Below are 19380 nucleotides of genomic sequence, written 5' to 3'. Positions count from 1 at the left end.
TCCGGCGCGAGAAATGGCCGACGAAGAAGATTACCTGACTGGCGGCCTCTTCGTCGAACCGAGGTGGCTCAGAACGAGGGCAGCGGCCGGTCGTCTTGCTCCGGAACGTAGGAACCGATCTCCCGAAGGGCGTGCATCTTGTCCCGCCCGCGCTCGATCGACGCGAGGGCACGGGTCAGGAACTGCTCGAAGTTCGCGAGCGCGGTATCGACGTATTCGTCAACTTCGTCGCGCAGGCGCTGCGCCTCGGCCCGTGCCTCACCGATGATCCGGGCTCCCTCGTGTTCCGAGGAAACCGTGATCTCGTTCACGGACACCAGGCGCGCGTGCTCCTGCTCACCTTCGCGGATGATGCGCTCCGCCTCCCGGCGGCCGGCGTCAAGGATCTTGTCGCGCTCTTCCAGCAGGGCACCGGCCCGGCGGAGTTCGCCGGGGAGCTCGGCCCGAAGCTGATCAAGGGCGGCAATCATCTCACCACGGTCGATCATGCAGTTACGTGACATTGGCACGTTACGTGCAGACTCGACAATGGCAATAAGCTCATCTATGCGATCGAGCGGGTCCACCGGTCACTCCTATTAAGCGCGGCGCACAGGTCTGTGCCGCCGCTGCGTCGGCTTCGGCTCGCTGTGCGGCCGGAGCCGACAGGAAACTGAGTAGCTGTCTCATACATGATGCCCCGTCGGCGGTCAGTTGGCTCGCACGGCGCGCAAGCGCTCAGCAAGCCGGCGTTCGACCAGCTCTGGCACATATGTCGAAACATCTCCGCCCCACTTGGCCACCTCTTTGACCAGGCTCGACGCGACGAACGAATAGAGCGGGTTGGTTGGCATGAACAATGTTTCCACGCCCGAGAGCCCAATGTTCATCTGCGCCATCTGTAGCTCGTAATCAAAGTCGCTGACGGCCCGGATGCCCTTGATGACGATTTCGGCACCTTGCTCCCGGCAGAAATCCACAAGCAGGCCCTGGAAGGCGACGACCCGGACGTTATCGAAGTCCTTGGTCACCTCTCGGATCATATCGATGCGCTCATCGACCGTGAACAGCCCTTTTTTGGATTCGTTGACCAGGACGCCAACGATCACCTCATCGAACAGCTGGGCCGCCCGGCCAAAAATGTCCAGGTGTCCACGCGTAACCGGGTCGAAGGACCCGGGACAGACCGCACGCCTCACTGCGTTTCGCCCTTCAGCCCAGATGTTTCAGTGGCCCGACCGTACCAAAGCGCGGACTCACCGTAACGGCGGCCGCGCTCCAGCGTGACCCCCTCCACCCAGGACGGCTCAGGAGAGCGGCTGGAGCGTTCCAGCACCACAACGGCATCCTCGGCGAGCCATTTGCCCGTCACGAGGGCGGTCAGCACGGCGGTGAGTTCTTCCTCACTCAGCGGATACGGCGGATCGGCAAATACCAGGTCATATGGCGTTTGTGGGTTGCCCGCGCCAAGGATCACGCTGACCTTGCCGCTCGACACGTGCGCACTGGAGGCCTTCAGCAGCGAGATGTTGGCCCGGATCGCTTTGACGGCACGAGGTTCTGACTCCACGAGCAGGGCATAAGCCGCTCCACGCGACAGCGCCTCCAGCCCAACCGCGCCCGACCCCGCGAACAGATCGAGGACGCGAGATCCTTCGATATCCATCAGCGTGTCCAAAGTGGAGAAAAGAGCCTCCCGGACGCGATCTGAAGTCGGCCGCGTATGCCGGCCCTCGGGAGTGCTTAGCCGTCGCCCTCCGTAGCGTCCTGACACGATCCTGGTCACGCTGCGACGTTACTTCATAACGATTGCGCATCGCAGTGACGCCTGAGTTCACACAAACGCTTACCCCTAAATATGGTCAGGCGTCGCATAACAATTCTCAGCTTTCACATCCCCCCGGGAGAGCGTGTGAACCGTTCTGTCAAACGCCTGCTCGCGCTTGCGGGCAGCGCGACCGTCGGCGTTTTCGCCGCGGTCGCGATCGCCACCCCCGCTCACGCCCACCACACCAACGCCAGCGGCTCGGCTGTCTGCCAAGCAGACGGGACGTTCAAAATCACGTGGTCGGTGGAGCACCCAGGAAACTGGCAAGGCCGCACCGCCAAGATTGAGACGCTGACCGTGTCGCCCAACGGCACGATCACGCCCGTCGCTCCCGCCGCTACTTTCGCGGTGGGCACCACGATCGCCCCGCTGACCACCCTCAAGGGCACGCAAACAGTGCCGGGTGGCACGACCTCGGCCACGCTGGTGGTCAAGGCACGGTGGTTCAACACCAACGGATCCAGCACTGACATCACCGACGTTGAGACCGTCACGCTCGACAAGGACAACGGCCTCGATGGCAAGTGCGTCAAGGATTCTCTGCCCACCGCCTCGTTCGTGTCGCTCTGTGATGGGACCGTAAAGGTCCACATTGTCAACGGCAGTCGTCTTGAGCAGACCTTCTCTGTCGAGGCCGGCGAGTGGTTCCAAACCAAGAAGCTGGCCGCCGGTGCCGAAGGTGACGTCGTCGTTCCAGCCGACAAGGCGAAGACCACCATCGTGGTCAAGCTCAACGGCGGAAAAATCAACTACAGCCTCGGCTGGACCCGGCCGGAGAACTGCCCGACGCCCAAGGCTGAAGGTGACTCCGACTGCACCACGTTCAAGGTGACCGTGACCAACCCGCAGGACGGTCTCAAGACCACCGCCACCATCACCTATGGCACGCAGACCAAGACGGTTGACCTCGCTCCCGGTGAGTCCAAAGTGGTCGATTTGGCCGCGGGCAACACCGGCGAAGCCACGGTGACCTTCTCGGGCTGGGGCAGCACGCAAACAGTGAAATACGAAAAACCCGCCGACTGCGCTGGCCTGCCAGTGACGGGTCCCAACACGGTGACCTACATCGGCACCGGCATCGGCGTCGCCATCCTCGGCTTCTTCGCCGTCTACTTCGGCCGTCGCCGCCTGGCCCGCCTACGCCGGCTCGCTGCGTAGTCCGTAATAGCACCACCCCATAGAGAAGAGGCGGGTCCGTTTAAACGGGCCCGCCTTCTTCAGCCCTTTTGCAGGTACTCGGCGCGTTCTTCGCTCACGAAACGGCCCACGGATTCTTCCAGCAATGGGTACTCAGTGAGCCCCGGATCAGCCACGAGAAGCGCCTCAGCGGACGCTCGTGCCTCGCCGATCACGTCACGGTCGCGCAGCAGCGACAGCAACCGCAGGTGTGAACGCCGTCCCGACTGGGCGGCCCCGAGGACGTCGCCTTCACGACGCTGCTCCAAGTCGAGTTCGGCCAGGGCGAAACCGTCCAACGTGGAGGCGACGTTGTCTAGGCGCACTCGCGACGGCGTACCCTCAAGGGCTTCTGTCACTAGCAGACACAGACCTGGCGCTGACCCACGGCCGACCCGCCCGCGAAGCTGGTGAAGTTGGGAAATCCCAAAGCGCTCGGCGTCGAGGATGACCATGACGGTCGCGTTGGGCACGTCGACGCCAACTTCGATGACGGTCGTCGCCACGATGACATCGAGTTTGGCGGCCGAGAACGCTTGCATGACAGCGTCTTTTTCCTCGGCTGGCAGCTTTCCGTGCAGGATGCCCAGCCGAAGTCCTTTGAGCGGACCGCTGGCGAGCAGTGGCGCGACTTCGGTGACGGCGAGCGGCGGGCGTTTCTCATCGGCGTCGGGGCCGTCGTCGTCTTCGGAACCGATGCGGGGGCAGACGATGTAAGCCTGGTGTCCCTTGGCGACTTCTTCGCGCACGCGCTGCCACGCCCGGTCGAGGAACGCGGGCTTCTCCGCGGCAGGCACCACGTGTGTCGCGATGGGCGAGCGGCCGCCCGGAAGCTGAGACAACGTCGAGACTTCCAGGTCGCCATAGACCGTCATCGCGACGGTCCGCGGGATCGGGGTCGCCGTCATGACGAGCACGTGCGGCGGCTGATCGGCCTTGGCACGCAGGGCATCTCGCTGCTCAACGCCAAAGCGGTGCTGTTCGTCGACGACGATCAGGCCGAGGTCGGCGAAGTCAACGCCTTCGTAAAGCAAGGCGTGGGTGCCGATGACGAGTTCGGCCGAGCCATTGGCGATTTCGCCCAGCGCCCGGCGTTTCGCTGCCGCGCCAAGCGATCCGGTCACGAGCGTGATGCGATGCTGGTTCTGCACGCCCAGCAGCTTCATGATGCCCCGGAAGTGTTGGGCCGCAAGCACTTCTGTCGGCGCAAGGAGCGCCGCCTGACCGCCGGCGTCGACCACTTGGAGCATGGCTCTCAACGCCACCAGCGTTTTTCCGGCGCCGACCTCGCCTTGCAGCAAACGGTGCATCGGGTGCGGCGACGACAGATCCGCGCTGATTTCCTCCCCCACCGCCACCTGACCCCCGGTCAGGGTGAAGGGCAACGAGGCGTCGAACTCAGCCAGCAACCCGTTGTCCATGCGGGGGCGCGGCTTGGCCGGCCAGGAGGCGGCTTCTTGCTTGCGGCGCACCAGGGTCAGCTGGATGGCGAAGGCTTCATCCCACTTCAGGCGGCGACGGGCCATCTCCAGCATGGCCGCCGAAGTCGGCCGGTGAATTTCCGTTAGCGCCGTGCCGAGGTCGGTTAGCTTGCGCTCGGCCCGGATGAACGCGGGCATCGGATCGGGCGGCATCTGCACCGTGTCCAAAACGACCCGCACACAGCGCGCGATAACCCAGGTTGGCAGCTTGGCCGCACTCGGATAGACCGGGATCAGAGCACCGGCGAACGACTCCATCTCCGCGTCCCAGTCAGCCCCATCGAGCAAGATGTATTCCGGCCCGTTGAGCTGGCGCTTGCCGCGAAACTCGGTCACCTTGCCCGCGAACAAACCCCACTGCCCAGGCTTGAGATCGCGCTCACGCCACGGCTGGTTGAAGTAGGTTAGCGTCAACTGCCCGCCCAGTCCATCGCCGACGATCACCTCAAGCAGGTGTGTCACCTTGCCCCGGTTGCGGCGAACGTTGGTGTTCATGACCTGTGCCATGACCGTCACGTCATCGCCGGTCTCCAGGAAGCGGATGTTGGTGTGCTCACCGCGCTTCTCGTAACGCCGGGGCACGTGATAGAGCAGGTCTCCGGCCGTATACAGATCCAGGCTGGTCGCCAGCGCCTTCGCCGTCTTGGCACCCACCAGTTTGGACAGTGGCGTATCCACCGGCTATTCCACTCCCACCAGCAACGGATAGTGCGCCTGGCCCCCGTCGTATGCGTGCACCTCCACGAGCGGCCACTTTTGCGCGATATGAGCCTCGATCGCGGGCACCAGCCCAGGATCGGCTGCCGCTCCCGTGATGAGGGTGACGAGCTCGTTGCGGCCGGTCGCGAGCATGCGGTCGATGAGTTCCGTGCAGACGTTAGTCAGGTCGCTGCCAATGACGTTGACTTCGCCTTCCACCAAAGCGATCACATCACCTGGATAGCACCTGCCTGCGACAGTTAACGCTTCCCGGCTGGCGATGGTGACCTCGGCGGAGCGGCACGCCGCGGCGGCCTCGGCCATCGCGATGACGTCATCTTCGAACCGGCGAGAAGGGTCGCGAACCGCAAGGGCCGCAAGGGCTTGCACGGGTGACCGGGTGGGGATGACGCGCACCTTCACGCCCTCACCGAACGCCTCATCGGCGGCGGCCTGCGCGACAGCCCGCAGATTGGTATCGGTGGGCAGCACGGCGACCCTGCCAGCACCGGTCGTCAGGATCGCGTCGAGAATCTCCGATGTGGACGGATTGGCCTTGACCGTAACGGCACCTTCGTCTTGCAGCAGCGAAGCGATGCCATTGCCGGCCGCGGTCACCACCACTGCACGAGCCGCCGGGTCGGGCCGCCGCGGCCCGTGATCGGCTTTGGAACTGGTCAGATGCGTGATCTGCAGCTGATAGGGGCGGCCTGCCAGGAGGGCGGCCTCAATCGCGGCACCCGCGTCATCAACGTGCACGTGCACACGCCAGGCGGGCTGACCGCCAACGATCACGAGCGAATCCCCGAGCGGATCGAGCGCCTTGCGCAGTTCGGCGATCTTCTCCTGGGTGCTTTCGATCAGGAACTGCACCTCGAACGCGGGACCGCGATAACTAGAAACCGCGGGCAGAACCAGCGGCGTGGGTGGGTCGACCTCGTGCAGGGAACGCTCGCCGGTAAGGGCCTCGACCATGGCGTCTAGCAGCAGGACCAGTCCCCGGCCACCGGCGTCGACGACCCCCGCCGCCGCGAGCACGGGAAGTTGCGTGGGCGTCAAGTCCAGCGCCTCGGCCGCCGCGTCCGCCGCCTCCTTGATCGTGACTCCATCGGCCGCTTTGGCCACGCTGAGGATCGTTCCCTCGACCGGATTCGCGACCGCCTCATAAGCCGCACTGGCCGCCTCTTGCAGCGCCCTCGTGCCACTCACGCCCTGGGCGAGCCCATTGAGCCACTGCGCGGTGATGACACCGGAGTTGCCCCTGGCGCCCAACAGCGCTCCCCGGGCCATGGTCCGCAGCGCCTCAGCGGCGGTCGTCGCGTCGGGAGCGTGATCTAGCGCATGGCCAGCGGCCTGCAGGGTCAGCAGAAGATTCGTCCCGGTGTCGCCATCGGGCACGGGATAAACGTTAAGGTCGTTGAGTTCCTGCTCATGCTGCCGCAACAGATCCACACTCAGGGAGCACCAACGCCTCACCGCGGTTGCGTCCAACGACTCCAGCACGGTGCTTAGCCTAATGGTTTGAGCTGAGAACCCCGATTGGGCAGGGCAGCGAATCTTCGGGTAACCTGTCGAGGTTGCCTTCATTTGGCAGCATGATCATGACGAACCCAGGAGATTGCAGTGGCTGCTGTTTGTGACATCTGCGACAAGAAGCCGGGCTTCGGCAACAACCGGCCGTGGTCGAAGAAGGCCACTCGCCGTCGCTGGAACCCCAACATCCAGACCGTGCGCACCCCTGACGGCAGCAACACCAAAAAGGTGAACGTCTGCACGTCATGCCTCAAGGCTGGCAAGGTAGCGCGCGCCTGATTCAGGCTTTCAAAAACGGCCCGCTCTTTGAGCGGGCCGTTTTTATAGGTCGCGTCCGAAGCAGCGCACGTCGGGCTCGTTCTTGTAAAACCCGAACGGCTCGATTCGCTCGTATCCCAGAGATTCATAGAGGGCGACAGCTTCGTGCTGGGGCGCGCCTGTTTCCAAAATCATGCGGGTACGCCCATGAGCACGCGCGTCCTCTTCAAGAGTCGCCATGATCCGCCGTGCCAGCCCCTGTCCCCGTGTCTTTTCAGCCACGTAGACCCGCTTGACCTCGGCGACCTTCTCAGAGCCGTTGTGTGAGCGCCACGCCCCACAGCCGACCGGCTCCCCGGCGAGATAGGCGACGAAGAATCCGCCGTCGGGCGGGTCGAACTGCATCGGGTCCACCGGCGTCGCGTCGCCTGACCCATAGCGTGCGGTCAAGTCGTCAAAGAGCTCAGCGATGAGCTTCTGAGCCGATGGCGCCCCATAACGCGTCGGCTTGATCACGATCTCCACCCGACTGACTCTACTGAGAAAAACTCACGACCCGCTCGCGGGCTTGAAGTGATCCCAGCCTGGCGCTCCGGGCCAGGCCGTGCCGTTGACGGTCACTTCGCCGGTGCCCTCATGGACCGATCCGATGACGCGCCATCCCTCAGGCAGCAGACTGTCCGGCGGGAAAGTCGCGGCCAGGGCGTGATCATCGCCACCCGCCAGCAGCCACTGATAGGGATCGACTCCCAAAGCGAGCGCCGCGTCACGCATTTGTTCCGGCACCTCAAACGTCTCCTTGAGCAGATCTATCCGTACGTGGCTCGCTCTGGCGATGTGGCCCAGATCGGCGAGCAGTCCGTCGGACACATCGATCATCGACGTTGCCCCCGCACGGCCGGCCGCGGGACCGTGCGCATACGGGACTTCGGGGCGGCGGTAGGCGTCTACCAGTACCTTTGGCGTTCTGAACCCTCGTGATAGGACGGTGTAGCCCGCGGCGGCAAACCCGGTTCGCCCGGCCAGCGCGACAATGTCTCCGGGACGGGCCCCACTGCGCAGCACGGGCGCCAGCCCATGCAGGTCACCGAGCGCGGTCACCGCGATGGTCAGCACCGGGCTCGCTGTCATGTCTCCACCCACGACACTCGCCCCGACGAGAGCTGACTCTTCAGCCAGTCCTTCAGCGAGCTGCTCAGCCCAGCCGATGTCGAGGTCGGGCGGGGCACAGAGGGCCACAAGTAGCGAGGTCGCCGTGGCGCCCATCGCCGCGATGTCGGCCATGTTGGCGGCCGCCGCACGCCGCCCGATGTCAAAAGCGTCGGCCCAGTCCCGGCGAAAATGCCTGCCTTCCACGAGCACATCCGTTGACGCGACCACCCGTCCATCGGGTGCGACCACGATCGCGGCGTCGTCACCGGGACCCAGCACGACGGCCGCCCCCGGTTTCCCCAGCCGGGCGACTACGCGGGAGATCAGCCCAAACTCTCCGGTCTGCGCGATGCTCAAAGTAGCTCCCCGGTTCTGTGAGGTATCTTCAGCGCGTGGTGCACGCCTACATCTTGATTCAAACAGCGGTCGGCAGGGCCGTCGACGTGGCCGGCGCGATCGCGGCCATCGAAGGCGTGGACCGCGTCGACGCGGTCACCGGCCCTTATGACGTTGTCGCCCAGGTTCAGGCGCGCAGCGTGGATGATCTAGGGAAGCTGCTGCTCTCGCAGATTCAGCAGATACCCCACATCACCCGCACGCTCACCTGCCCCATCATTCACCTGTGACCAACGACAAAGCGGGGTCAGGGGCGTCTGCGGGCTGGGTCGCGACGGCGATCGCCGTTCCGGTCGCGCTCGTGGCCGGATTCGTGGCGTTCCAAATCCTCAAGCCGTTCGAGCGGACGAACTCCACCGAGCCGGTCAAAGTTGACGCGGCCGCGCTCGCCCCGGAGGAAGCTCCGCTGTGCGCTGCCGTGGTCGCCAAGCTCCCCGAGACGGTCCGCGGGCTGAACCGGCGCCCAGTGGTCAACGGGCCGGAGCAAAACGCCGCCTATGGCGAGCCTCCGCTGACGGTGACCTGTGGCGGGCAGACACCCGCGTTTCCGCCGCAGGACTTGGTTTACAACGTCAACGGGATCTGCTGGCACGCCGATGAAGGCGGCAAGCACTGGACCACCGTGGATCGCCGGGTCGCCGTGAAGATCAGCCTGCCCGAGGATCTCGACGGCGACGGCAGCGCCCAGCTGGCGGGAGTGTTCTCAGCTGCCGTGGGCCAGGCCATCCCGCCCCTGGACAAGATCCCGACCGGATGTAAGCCGGGCTAGCCGGATTAGTGCAGCCCCGGCCCACGCCGCAGCGCGGTCTTGATCAGCCGTGACAACAGCTTCGGATAGTCCAGCCCGCTGGCCGCCCACATGCGCGGGAACATCGACGTGGACGTAAAGCCGGGCATCGTGTTGATCTCGTTGAGGTAGACGTCAAGCTCGGGTGTGACGAAGAAGTCAACGCGGGCCAGCCCAGCACAATCCAGTGCCGTGAACGTCCGCACGGCCAGCTCCTGCACCTTGGCCGTCACGTGCGCGGGCAGCCCGGCGGGGATGTCGTATTCGCAGTCGTCGCCCAGATACTTCGCTTCGAAGTCATAGAACTCGTGGCCGTCTGCGACCACCCGCACCTCGGCCAGCACACTCGCCTCCGGCACACCGCCGGCTTCGCCCTCGATCACGCCGCATTCGATCTCGCGGCCGATGACGGCGGCCTCGACCAGCACCTTCGGGTCGATGGCGCGGGCCTTGGACACCGCCGCATCAAGCTCAGACCAGTCCTTGACCTTGCTGATGCCATAGGAAGAACCGGCACGAGAGGGCTTCACGAACACCGGCAGGCCGAGCCGCTCTTTGTCTGCTTCGGACAGTTCCTGCCCGTTACGCAACACGGCATAAGGCCCGGTCGGGATGCCCTCGGCGGCGGCGAGCTTCTTGGTGAACTCCTTGTCCATGGCGGCGGCCGACGCGAACACATTGGCCCCCACATAGGGAATGCCAGCCATTTCGAGCAGCCCTTGAATCGTGCCGTCCTCGCCGTAGGCGCCGTGCAGCACCGGGAAGACGACGTCGACGCCAGCCAGCGCCGAAACGCCTTGGGCTGCGTCAAGAATCACGATCTCCTGGCGAGTCGGGTCGGCGGGAAGCACCATTGCCTGCCCGGATCCGGAGGTGATCTCCGGTAGCGACCGTCCCTGGATCATGAGTTGCCGCGGATCCCCACTGGTGAGCACCCAGCTGCCCTCGCGGGTGATGCCGACCGGCACGACCTCGAATTCGGCTGGGTCCAGAGCGCCAAGGATGCTTCCCGCACTCACACACGAGATCGCATGCTCAGTGCTGCGCCCACCGAAGACCAGGGCAACGCGGATCTTTTCACTCACGGCCCGACCCTACCGTGTGCTGTGCAGATTCCGTGCAGGCCAGGTCGCGTTTGACGGCAACACCGGCCTAACATCCCTGACCGTGACCCCTCAGCAACGCCTGGTACGGATCCGGATCTGGATCGTCTTCTTCGTGATCGCCTTGATGATCAGTGGGATTACCGCGTTCCCGCTGCTCGCCGAGGTGCGGCTGGCTTCCAGCCTGCCTATGCCGTCGTTCGCCGAACCCTGGTTCGACCGGGTTCTGACAGCACTGGAGAACACCGATCCCCTGCTCTTCTACGGCACCGACTGGCTCGCCTTCGCCCACATCGTCATCGGCCTAGCCTTCATCGGGCCTTTTCGTGACCCGGTCCGCAATATCTGGATCATCCACTGGGCCATGCTCTGCTGTGTGGCGGTCATCCCGCTCGCCTTCATCGCCGGCCCGATCCGCGGCATCCCGTTCTGGTGGCAGCTGATCGACATCTCGTTCGGGATCTTCGGTCTCCTGCCACTGTGGATCGTCCACCGCCACATCCGCCTCTACGCCGCCTCACTCACCCCTGCCCCGCCGTCGTTTCGTGATCCACATCCCGTGGGACGTGATCAAACCGCCATTTGATCACGTCTCAACGGATGTGGATCAGCATCAGGGATGTGGATCAAAACAAAGGTGGGGCGGCCGTCCTGGTGCGACGGCCGCCCCGTGAGGAGGAGATTGCGGTCTAGGAACAGGTAACGCGGGGAGCGGGATTTGGCCCACTGCCCGGGTTGCCGAGGAACAAGAACGTCGCCGACTCTCCTGGCTTCAGCTTTTTGTTCCAGAACTCAGGAGTGGCCGTGACCATGGCACCCGACTGCGTCACCGTCGCCAGGTAGCCCGCAGTCACCTTCTGCCCACTGAGGAACGAGAACCGCGCGGTCCAGCCCTCCAAAGTGGACGGCGATGTGTTGCGAACCGTAACGGAGGCAAGGAATCCGTCCGGCCATGCCGACAGCGTCGTGTAGGAAGCCTGGCACGGTGACGCCGACGAACCCGACGCCAGGAACGCCGAAACCCATGCCAGCGGGGCGTTCCAGTTGATCGTCAACTCATTGGTCGCCCACGACTCGATGTCGTCGATGAAGCAGAATTGCCCGACACAGCCCTGAAGCTTCTGCTGTGCGATCGGATCCTGAATCGACGAGTTCGGCCCGCCCGACAGCGTGCCCCGGGGTGGGTTAGGCAGATCCGGGTTGAGCTGATGCGCGTACCACCGGCTGTGCTGGTTGTGCGCGTTCTGCTCGCCGTAGCCGGTGATGTAGGACATGTTGAGCGCGTTGCGTCCTAGCAGATAGTCCATTCCGGACAGTACGCCGTCGCGGAAGGCGGCATCCCCCGTAAGGTCATACGCGGCCCCGATCACCACGAGGTTGTTGAGGACAGAGCTGTTGGAGCCCCAGTCAAACAACCCGTTCGGCGCTGTGTACGTCAGCTCGTAAGCGTGCGCGGCCTGTGCCTGCAGATACGTCTGAGCCGCGGCCACCACCGATCCCTTGACGCTGGCCTGCAACGGGTTTGGCGTTCCAGCGAGCTCGAGCCGCCCCAGCGCGCCCACTGCCTGCCAGCTAAACCCGCTTGGCGTGAACACGTTCGCCGTGTGCAACGGTGAGTTCAGCACATGATCGCGATACACGGCCGAGCCCGTGGTCACATACAAAGCGGCTGCCGCCCAGTAGAACTCGTCGGTGACGTTGGTGTCGTCGTAGGCGCCGCCACCAATGTTGTCCGAACCGGGGGCATACAAGGCCGGGTGAGCAAGCGCGGCGGAGAACGCCGACTTAGCCACACTCAGGTTGCCGGCCGCGAACGCGGCATCGTAAGGCGCGAACACCCGCGCTGCCACGGCGGCGGTCGCCGCGAGGTTGAGAGTCGCGGCCGTGGACGGTGCGTGCAGTTCACGCTGACGCGGGTCGAGGTGCGGCAGGAGCGGAAGCCCGGTCCACGCGTTGTCGTGCATCTTGTGGTGTGCCATGCCAGCGAGCGGTTTATCCGCAGGCACCTGCATGCTCAGCAGGAACTCCATTTCCCAGCGTGCCTCGTCGAGGATGTCGGGGACGCCGTTTCCGCTTTCCGGCAACGCCAGTTGCCCATCGGGGAAGGCGAACCGGTTGCGCTCAAAGGCGTTCATCAGCTGGTATACCGAGATGCCGCCGTTGACAACGTACTTGCCGTGGTCACCCGCGTCGTACCAGCCACCGCGTACGTCTAGCGAGTAGTCGCAAACTCCGGGCTGGCAAGGCACGGAGATGTCGCCGAGGTTCGGTGCCACGCCAACGTGACCGGCCGGACGGCCATAGCCGGGGCGCAGCGAAGGCAGGATCTCGATCCCGGAGCGTTGCGTGTAGTAGAACTTCAGGGCGTCATCACGCAGCTGGCTGTAGACCCCACCGTCCACGTTGAAGGGATGCGAAGTCTCCCCGTCGGCGACCAAGACATAAGAACCAGCAGCCGTAACCGAAGAGAAGTCGATGCTGTGCACGTTCTGCCCCGACGTCGCGTCAACACCGCGCGGAACGGTCTGCCCACTAGCGACAGCCGAACCTCCGGAACGAAGCTCCCACGACAGAGCAGACGTGGAATCCGTTACCAGCGTTGCCTTTTTGGGTCCTGAAGCCAGGTAACCCACCTGGTTCACCCGCACCCGTGGACCGGTGTCCGGCGTGTAAACCGGTGGCGCCGCACCGCCTAGGAGCGACACGTTGTCGACACAGAACCGCCAGGGCTCGGCACGACCGCCGATTTGGAACACGACCTGTGCGTTGTCCAAGGAAACCGGCGACGTGAAGCCGCCTTCGGAAGCCGGGAAAGGCAACGAGACGTATTGCGTCCACGGATCAACCGGCAGCTGCACCATCGCTTTGCCGAAGGCACCAGGGCCGAGGTCCATGGAGAACGCGTAGGACTCGCCCGCGACGAGGGACAGGTCGTTCTGGCCGATGATGACATCCCACGGGTTGACCGTCCCGCCGGGGATGTCGGCGCAGAGCTGACCGCCGCTTGAGTCCAAAGTGATGTTGCCAGTGCCCCACCAGGGGGCATGACCAGAATCGAATGTCCCGTTGACGATTTGCTCAACCGGGTCGGCGCTGGCCGGGACACCGGCGACGACGGACAGCAGGGTGCCCGCGAGCACGACAGCCATAAGTGAGCGTGGGAGCGCTTCCATAGCCAGGCATTATTGCGGGAGCGTTTCCATGCCGTCAAGAAATCGATCTCCTCGGATCGCCCACCAGGGCGGCTAGACCTGAGCGGCGGCGTCCAGGGCAGACGAGATGTCGGTCAAGATGTCTGAGGTGTCCTCAATGCCGCACGACAGCCGAACGAACCCGGCAGGGACGGTGTCGCCCCACTGATGACGGCGGTCAGCCGACGTGTGCGTTCCGCCAAACGATGTCGCCGCGGCGACCAAAGTGGACGCTCGCAGGAAGGCCGCGACATGGGCGGCAGACGGAAGGGAGAACGACACGAGCCCCGGTGCCGTGGCCGCCCACCGCACGTCAGAGACCAGCGGGTGCGATCGCAGCAAAGTCGACAAGGCCGTGCCGGTCGCACCTTGCTGACGCAGCCGCAGTGCCAATGTGGACAGTGACCGCCGCGCGAGCCAGCAGTCGAAGGCGGAAGGGATCGCCCCACCCAAGTTGCGCCACCGCTGCATTCCGGCGAGCAGCTCCGGGTCGCGCGTCGCCACGTACCCAATGAGCAGGTCCGAGTGGCCGGTCAGGGCTTTTGTGCCCGACGCGACGACAACGTCAGCGCCGAGAATCAGTGGCTTCTGCAGCAGTGGTGTGGCGGCGGTGTTGTCCACGGCCAGCAAAGCACCGGCAGCCAAAGCACTTTCGGCCAGAGCCGCGATCGGTGCCTCGTCCAAACCGGGGTTGGCGGGCGACTCAATCAGCACGAGGCGCACGCCATCAAAGGACGGATAAGGCCCCGCCGTCGGCACCTCAACGACAGTGACAGACAGATCCGCGAACGTCGAAGCGGCCAGGGCACGGGTGTTGTAGTAGCCGTCGGACGGGATGACAACCTTGTCTCCCGGGCGCAGCACCGTCATCAAAAGCGCCGTGATGGCAGCCTGTCCGCTGGAGAAGGCAAGGCACGAGCCGTCTTCGAGGTCGCCGATGGCTGTCTCGAGAATCCGGCGAGTCGCGTTGTCGGGACGGCCGTAACCGTCGGTTCCGGGCTCGAAACCCTCTACGGCGAGGTGATACGGCGCGGCGAAGACGGGACCTGGCACCAGCGGCTCCCCGGGCACGGGCGCGGGAAGTCCACTGTGGACGCAACGGGTGCTGTCACCGAAGGTTGTCATTCGGGTTTTGTAGCACGGGACATCAGTGTCTTAACAGCCAGGCGAGGGTCAACGCCTTCGTGGCAGACCCGCTCGACCTGTTCTGTGATCGGCATGTCCACGCCGTGCGCCCGGGCGAGGTCACGGATCGCGAGGCAGCTCTTGACTCCCTCGGCCGTGAATCTCGTCGTGCGCTGTGCTTCCTCAAGCGTCTGCCCGCGGCCCAAAGCTTCACCGAACGTGCGGTTGCGCGAACCGGGCGACATGCACGTTCCGACCAGGTCACCGAGACCGGCCAGGCCCGCGAACGTCATCGGGTCGGCTCCCAGCGCCATGCCCAGGCGCGCCGTTTCGGCCAGCCCCCGCGTGATCAGCGTGGCTTTGGTGTTGTCTCCAAGCCCCATCGAATGCGCGATGCCGAAGGCGAGAGCGATGACGTTCTTCACGGCGCCGCCAAGCTCACACCCGATGACATCGTCTTGGGTGTAGGGCCGGAAGTAGGGAGTCGTGATGGCATCCTGCACGCGGGTCGCGCGAGCGACATCGGTGCACGCGACGACGGTGGCGGCCGGGTGACCGGCCACGATTTCGAACGCCAGGTTGGGTCCGCTCACCACGGCGACCCGGTCTTCAGGCACGTCAGCGGTTTGGCAAATGACCTGGCTCATCCGCATGGTGGTGCCCAGTTCGATGCCCTTCATCAGTGACACCAGCGTGGAACCGGGTTTGAGGAACGGCTTCCAGTCAGCGAGGTTGGCCCGCAGGGTCTGCGACGGAACCGCGAGCACGACCAAATCGGCGGTCGCCAAGGCGAATGCCGCGTCGGATGTCGCGGAAACGTGCGGGCCTAACGGAGTACCCCCAAAATATTCTGGGTTTGTCCCTGTCTCGTTGATGGCTTGGGCGACTTCGGGGCGCCGGGCCCAGACGACAGTCTCGTTTCCCGCATCGCTAAGGATCTTGGCGAACGCGGTTCCCCAGGAACCAGCGCCAAGTACTGCCGTCTTCACTCGCCAGCCTCCTTGCGTTCGGGTGTCCAAAGTGGAGGAGGATTCTCCACGCCACGGATCTCCGCGAGGATGTCCCGGATACGCAACATCATCGCGTCAGTCATGTCATTCAGAACGGCCGCGGAAGCTTCCTCGCCAAGCCATTGATCCAGGTCTACCGGTGGTCCTGCCCAAACCCAGACGGGGGTACGCGGGCGAAGGCGCAACTTCTTGGAAGGCTTACGCCGGTCGTAGATCTCCTCGGCGCCCCACATCGCCACCGGGATCACCGGGGCACCGGTCAGCAAGGCGAGCCTGGCAGCGCCAGTCTTGCCTTTCATCGGCCAAAGGTCGGGGTCCCTGGTGATCGTTCCCTCCGGGTAGATGACCACCGTGCCATTGTTGCGCAGGGCTTCGACAGCGTCATCGAGCGCGCGGGCGGCCTCGATGGTCCCGCGGCGCACCGGCACCTGACGGCACCACTCCAGGATCTTTCCCGCGACAGGGAGACGAAAGAGGCTTTCCTTTGCGAGAAACTGTGGCCAGCGTCCGGATTCGTAGACATAGCGGGCGATCACGAACGGGTCGGCATCGGACATGTGGTTGACCACGACGATCACACCGCCCGGGCGCTGCAAGTGTTCGAACCCGCGCCAGTCTGGTTTGTTCATCAGTGCCGTGGCCGGTTTGACCAGGGACACGGCAAACCGGCCCCAGAAGCCCAGTTTCCGACGCGCCAAGGCGCCCTCCTCTTATCTGTCAGGACGCATCATGCCACGCCTCCGTGCGACCTGGCACACTGGCGGAGATGTCTGTGCAGCTATGGACGGTTCTCATCCCCTTAAAACGGCTGGAAGCCGCGAAAACCAGATTGCGTGGGGCGCTCCCCGGCGTGCCGCACGACGATCTTGTGTTGGCGCTGGCCAGGTCGACTGTCGCGGCTGCCCGGCAGTCTCCGCTCGTGCGGCGGACCGCCGTGATCACCAATCAGTCCGGTCTCGACGCTGAGACCATCCCCGATCTGCACGGCGACCTCAACGAGGCGATCCGTGAAGCGGCCCGGCTCGTCACGGGTCCCGTCGCCGTCATTCCCGCCGACCTGCCCGCGCTGCGGCCTCAGGAGCTCACCGAAGCGCTGGCCTTGGCCGAGCAGCGCAGTTTCGTGCCCGATACCGAAGGCACCGGCACGGTCTTGCTCGCCTGCCCGAAGGGACTGCTCGATCCGCGCTTTGGCCCCGGCTCGGCGCTCAGGCACGAGCAGTCCGGGGCGGTCCGCCTTCATGGCGCGTGGCCGACGTTGCGGCGAGACGTCGATACGGCCGCTGACTTGGCGGCGGTGGAGGCATTAGGCTGGCGGCATGCAGGGCACGGTCTCCGAGTTTGACGCCGCGACGCGGTCCGGGTCGGTGCTGCTCGATGATGGCAGCCCGGTCGCTTTCGGCGCTTCCGCCTTTGACCTATCCGGGTTACGCCTCCTGCGTTTGGGCCAGCGGGTTCAGTTGGAGACCGGTCCCGATGGGACTGTTGACAAGATCTCCATCCCCACGTTCTAAGTTCACCTCGCGTTAACCACCGGCTGCGCGAAAATAAGGCGTGAGCAGCACGCCAGGCAGACGTCCCGCACGCCGCAACCGCAAGGAGCCGGCCCCGTTGGCCGATGACCGTTACCTCAACCGCGAATTGTCCTGGCTTGACTTCAACGCCCGCGTCCTCGCGCTGGCTGAGGATGAGCGGGTCCCCCTTCTAGAGCGCATGAAGTTCGTCGCGATCTTCGCGAGCAACCTCGATGAGTTCTTCATGGTGCGCATCGCCGGGCTGCACCGCCGGCTGCAAACCGGGCTTCCCGCGCGCGGTGCCGACCAGATGCCGCCGCGCAAGGCGCTCGAAATCATCGCCGAGCGTGCCTCTGACCTTGTCGCGCGGCAGGCCGCTCTCTTTGACAGTCAGATCCGCCCGCTGTTGCGCGAGCACCGGATCGAAATCATCACTTGGTCCGATGTGGAGAGTGCCGAGCGCGACCGGCTGCGTGGTTACTTCCACGACCGCATCTTCCCCGTGCTGACCCCGCTGGCCGTCGACCCGGCTCATCCCTTCCCCTATATATCGGGGCTGTCGCTAAACCTCGCCGCCGTGGTCCGCGATCCCGAGACAGGCCAAGAGCAGTTCGCCCGGGTGAAGGTGCCCGACAACGTCCCCCGCTTCATCGCCGTTACTAGCGACGGCCGCACCGGGCGCTTCCTGCCGATCGAAGAACTCATCGCCAATCAGCTCGGCCAGCTGTTCTCCGGCATGACCGTGGTGGAACACCACCTGTTCCGGGTGACCCGCAACGCCGATCTAGAAATCGATGAAGATCGAGATGAAGATCTGATCGAAGCTATGGAAAGGGAACTGGCCAAGCGCCGGTTCGGTCCGCCTGTGCGCCTTGAGGTCGCAGCGTCCATCTCCGACAACGTGCTGGAGACACTCGTCGAAGAGCTCGACATGGACAGCCACGACATCCTGCGGGTGCCGGGATTGCTTGACCTGTCGAGCCTCTGGCAGCTGCACTCACTGGACCGCCCAGACCTCAAGGACCCCGCCTTCGTCCCAGCGACACACCCGCGCCTATTAGAAGGAGAAAAGACCCGCAGCGTCTTCAACATCCTTCGCGACGGGGACATCCTCGTGCACCATCCGTACCACTCCTTCTCCACGAGCGTGCAGCGCTTTATCGAGCAGGCCGCCGCCGATCCGCTGGTGCTGGCGATCAAGCAAACCCTCTACCGCACTTCGGGTGACTCCCCTGTCGTCGACGCTTTGATCGCCGCGGCCGAAGCCGGCAAACAGGTCGTGGTGCTCGTTGAGGTCAAGGCCCGCTTCGACGAAGAAGCCAACATCGGCTGGGCCCGCAAGCTGGAGCGGGCCGGGTGCCATGTCGTTTATGGACTCGTCGGCTTGAAGACCCATTGCAAAACCGCCTTAGTGGTACGCGAGGAAGGCGGCCAGATCAGAAGGTATTGCCACATCGGCACGGGCAATTACCATCCGAAGACGGCCCGGCTCTACGAGGACATCGGTTTGCTGACCGCCGACCCGCAAGTGGGCGCCGACCTGACTGACCTATTCAATACGCTGACCGGATACAGCCGTCAGACGTCGTACAGGCGGCTTCTGGTGGCACCGCACGGCATCCGTAACGGCATCATCGAGCGCGTCGAGCGCGAGACGGCTCACGCCCGGCAGGGCATGCCCGCCCTGGTTCAGATCAAGGCGAACTCCCTTGTGGATGAACGCGTTGTCGACGCCCTCTATAGGGCGTCGCAAGCGGGCGTGCAAATTGACCTCATCATCCGCGGCATGTGCACGCTGAAGCCAGGCGTGCCGGGGCTGTCGGAAAACATCCGGGTGCGCTCGATCCTGGGCCGGTTCCTGGAACACTCGCGCGTCTTCCGGTTCGGCAACAACGGGGAGTCGGAATTCTGGATTGGCTCGGCCGACCCGATGCAGCGCAACCTGGATTCCCGAGTCGAAGCGCTGATTCAGGTCATCGACGACACAGCCCGCAAAGAATTACACAAACTGCTGGCCGAGGCGATGAGCGATGAGCGCGAAGCGTTTGACCTCAACCCAGATGGCACGTGGATTCGCCGGGTGTCGACCCCGGACAACCCGCTGACTGACCTTCAGGAAACTCTGCTGCGGCAAATGGTGCAGGGCTAAAC

General features: G+C 64.5%; 20 protein-coding genes. 8 read left to right on the top strand and 12 right to left on the bottom strand.

What is annotated here, in order from left to right; all coding sequences use genetic code 11:
• Positions 1-68 precede the first annotated feature (68 nt).
• The 3 genes from A3E1_RS0124170 to rsmD form a co-directional block, all read right to left on the bottom strand.
• Positions 69-566 (bottom strand): ATP synthase subunit B family protein, encoded by a 498-nt coding sequence (locus tag A3E1_RS0124170; RefSeq protein WP_020523365.1) that lies wholly within the window; start codon positions 564-566, stop codon positions 69-71.
• A 123-nt stretch (positions 567-689) separates the two neighbouring features.
• Positions 690-1178 (bottom strand): pantetheine-phosphate adenylyltransferase, encoded by a 489-nt coding sequence (gene coaD, locus A3E1_RS0124165; protein WP_020523364.1) that lies wholly within the window; start codon positions 1176-1178, stop codon positions 690-692.
• On the bottom strand, positions 1175-1765 hold the full coding sequence (gene rsmD / locus A3E1_RS0124160; protein WP_026208781.1) for a 16S rRNA (guanine(966)-N(2))-methyltransferase RsmD: 591 nt from the start codon (positions 1763-1765) through the stop codon (positions 1175-1177). Before rsmD ends, coaD begins: the two co-directional genes overlap by 4 nt.
• 126 nt (positions 1766-1891) lie before the next feature.
• Between rsmD and A3E1_RS0124155 the strand changes: the two genes are divergently transcribed.
• Entirely contained in the window at positions 1892-2965 is a 1074-nt protein-coding gene (locus A3E1_RS0124155; protein ID WP_020523362.1) for a hypothetical protein, read from the top strand.
• A gap of 59 nt (positions 2966-3024) precedes the next feature.
• On the opposite strand, the gene recG is transcribed toward A3E1_RS0124155, so the two are convergent.
• Positions 3025-5142 (bottom strand): ATP-dependent DNA helicase RecG, encoded by a 2118-nt coding sequence (gene recG / locus A3E1_RS0124150; RefSeq protein ID WP_020523361.1) that lies wholly within the window; start codon positions 5140-5142, stop codon positions 3025-3027.
• 3 nt (positions 5143-5145) lie between these two features.
• Positions 5146-6666, bottom strand: coding sequence for a DAK2 domain-containing protein (locus A3E1_RS0124145; protein ID WP_026208780.1), 1521 nt, complete (start codon positions 6664-6666; stop codon positions 5146-5148).
• Positions 6667-6786: 120 nt separating this feature from the next.
• On the opposite strand from A3E1_RS0124145, the gene rpmB reads away from it, so the two are divergent.
• A complete protein-coding gene (gene rpmB / locus A3E1_RS0124140) occupies positions 6787-6975 on the top strand; it encodes a 50S ribosomal protein L28 (RefSeq protein ID WP_020523359.1) in 189 nt (62 codons plus the stop codon).
• Positions 6976-7017: 42 nt separating this feature from the next.
• Here the strand turns inward: rpmB and A3E1_RS0124135 are convergent, their stop codons facing one another.
• Both A3E1_RS0124135 and A3E1_RS0124130 read right to left on the bottom strand, forming a co-directional pair.
• Positions 7018-7479 carry a GNAT family N-acetyltransferase gene (locus A3E1_RS0124135; protein WP_020523358.1) on the bottom strand — a complete coding sequence of 154 codons (462 nt, stop codon included), beginning with the start codon at positions 7477-7479 and terminating at the stop codon, positions 7018-7020.
• Between the two features lie 24 nt (positions 7480-7503).
• On the bottom strand, positions 7504-8463 hold the full coding sequence (locus tag A3E1_RS0124130) for a thiamine-phosphate kinase (RefSeq protein ID WP_020523357.1): 960 nt from the start codon (positions 8461-8463) through the stop codon (positions 7504-7506).
• 35 nt (positions 8464-8498) lie between these two features.
• Here A3E1_RS0124130 and A3E1_RS0124125 point away from each other — a divergent pair, with 35 nt between their 5' ends.
• The gene (locus tag A3E1_RS0124125; protein WP_020523356.1) at positions 8499-8732 is read left to right on the top strand and encodes an Lrp/AsnC family transcriptional regulator; all 234 of its coding nucleotides are present in this window, start codon (positions 8499-8501) and stop codon (positions 8730-8732) included.
• On the top strand, positions 8729-9271 hold the full coding sequence (locus A3E1_RS41815) for a DUF3515 domain-containing protein (protein ID WP_020523355.1): 543 nt from the start codon (positions 8729-8731) through the stop codon (positions 9269-9271). The genes A3E1_RS0124125 and A3E1_RS41815 overlap by 4 nt, the downstream gene beginning before the upstream one ends.
• Positions 9272-9276: 5 nt before the next feature.
• On the opposite strand, the gene A3E1_RS0124115 is transcribed toward A3E1_RS41815, so the two are convergent.
• Positions 9277-10374: a D-alanine--D-alanine ligase family protein gene (locus tag A3E1_RS0124115; RefSeq protein WP_020523354.1), complete on the bottom strand. Its 1098-nt coding sequence runs from the start codon at positions 10372-10374 to the stop codon at positions 9277-9279.
• A gap of 82 nt (positions 10375-10456) precedes the next feature.
• Between A3E1_RS0124115 and A3E1_RS41810 the strand changes: the two genes are divergently transcribed.
• Positions 10457-10978 carry a hypothetical protein gene (locus tag A3E1_RS41810; RefSeq protein ID WP_051105149.1) on the top strand — a complete coding sequence of 174 codons (522 nt, stop codon included), beginning with the start codon at positions 10457-10459 and terminating at the stop codon, positions 10976-10978.
• A 103-nt stretch (positions 10979-11081) separates the two neighbouring features.
• Here the strand turns inward: A3E1_RS41810 and A3E1_RS41805 are convergent, their stop codons facing one another.
• From A3E1_RS41805 to A3E1_RS0124090, 4 genes are all read right to left on the bottom strand, one after another.
• On the bottom strand, positions 11082-13565 hold the full coding sequence (locus A3E1_RS41805; RefSeq protein WP_040391601.1) for a glycoside hydrolase family 9 protein: 2484 nt from the start codon (positions 13563-13565) through the stop codon (positions 11082-11084).
• Positions 13566-13637: 72 nt separating this feature from the next.
• A complete protein-coding gene (locus A3E1_RS0124100; RefSeq protein ID WP_020523351.1) occupies positions 13638-14708 on the bottom strand; it encodes a cystathionine gamma-lyase in 1071 nt (356 codons plus the stop codon).
• Positions 14705-15697, bottom strand: coding sequence for an NAD(P)H-dependent glycerol-3-phosphate dehydrogenase (locus A3E1_RS0124095; RefSeq protein ID WP_020523350.1), 993 nt, complete (start codon positions 15695-15697; stop codon positions 14705-14707). Before A3E1_RS0124095 ends, A3E1_RS0124100 begins: the two co-directional genes overlap by 4 nt.
• Positions 15694-16416, bottom strand: a complete 723-nt coding sequence (locus A3E1_RS0124090) for a lysophospholipid acyltransferase family protein (RefSeq protein WP_020523349.1) — start codon at positions 16414-16416, stop codon at positions 15694-15696. Before A3E1_RS0124090 ends, A3E1_RS0124095 begins: the two co-directional genes overlap by 4 nt.
• Before the next feature lie 68 nt (positions 16417-16484).
• Here A3E1_RS0124090 and cofC point away from each other — a divergent pair, with 68 nt between their 5' ends.
• From cofC to A3E1_RS0124075, 3 genes are read left to right on the top strand one after another with little or no spacing between them, the layout of a single operon-like run.
• Positions 16485-17060: a 2-phospho-L-lactate guanylyltransferase gene (cofC, locus tag A3E1_RS0124085; RefSeq protein WP_020523348.1), complete on the top strand. Its 576-nt coding sequence runs from the start codon at positions 16485-16487 to the stop codon at positions 17058-17060.
• Positions 17035-17229, top strand: coding sequence for a hypothetical protein (locus tag A3E1_RS48515; RefSeq protein WP_020523347.1), 195 nt, complete (start codon positions 17035-17037; stop codon positions 17227-17229). Before cofC ends, A3E1_RS48515 begins: the two co-directional genes overlap by 26 nt.
• 40 nt (positions 17230-17269) lie before the next feature.
• Positions 17270-19378 carry an RNA degradosome polyphosphate kinase gene (locus A3E1_RS0124075; RefSeq protein WP_020523346.1) on the top strand — a complete coding sequence of 703 codons (2109 nt, stop codon included), beginning with the start codon at positions 17270-17272 and terminating at the stop codon, positions 19376-19378.
• Positions 19379-19380: the final 2 nt, after the last annotated feature.

Source organism: Catelliglobosispora koreensis DSM 44566, from assembly GCF_000379685.1.
GTDB lineage: Bacteria > Actinomycetota > Actinomycetes > Mycobacteriales > Micromonosporaceae > Catelliglobosispora > Catelliglobosispora koreensis.
This window is presented reverse-complemented; position numbering and strand designations above follow the sequence as displayed.

Excerpts from the sequence above, each read along its gene's own strand:
- A3E1_RS41805 (WP_040391601.1), bottom strand. The coding sequence starts at position 13,565 with ATGGAAGCGCTCCCACGCTCACTTATGGCTGTCGTGCTCGCGGGCACC.
- A3E1_RS0124100 (WP_020523351.1), bottom strand. The coding sequence starts at position 14,708 with ATGACAACCTTCGGTGACAGCACCCGTTGCGTCCACAGTGGACTTCCC.
- cofC (WP_020523348.1), top strand. The coding sequence starts at position 16,485 with ATGTCTGTGCAGCTATGGACGGTTCTCATCCCCTTAAAACGGCTGGAA.
- A3E1_RS48515 (WP_020523347.1), top strand. The coding sequence starts at position 17,035 with ATGCAGGGCACGGTCTCCGAGTTTGACGCCGCGACGCGGTCCGGGTCG.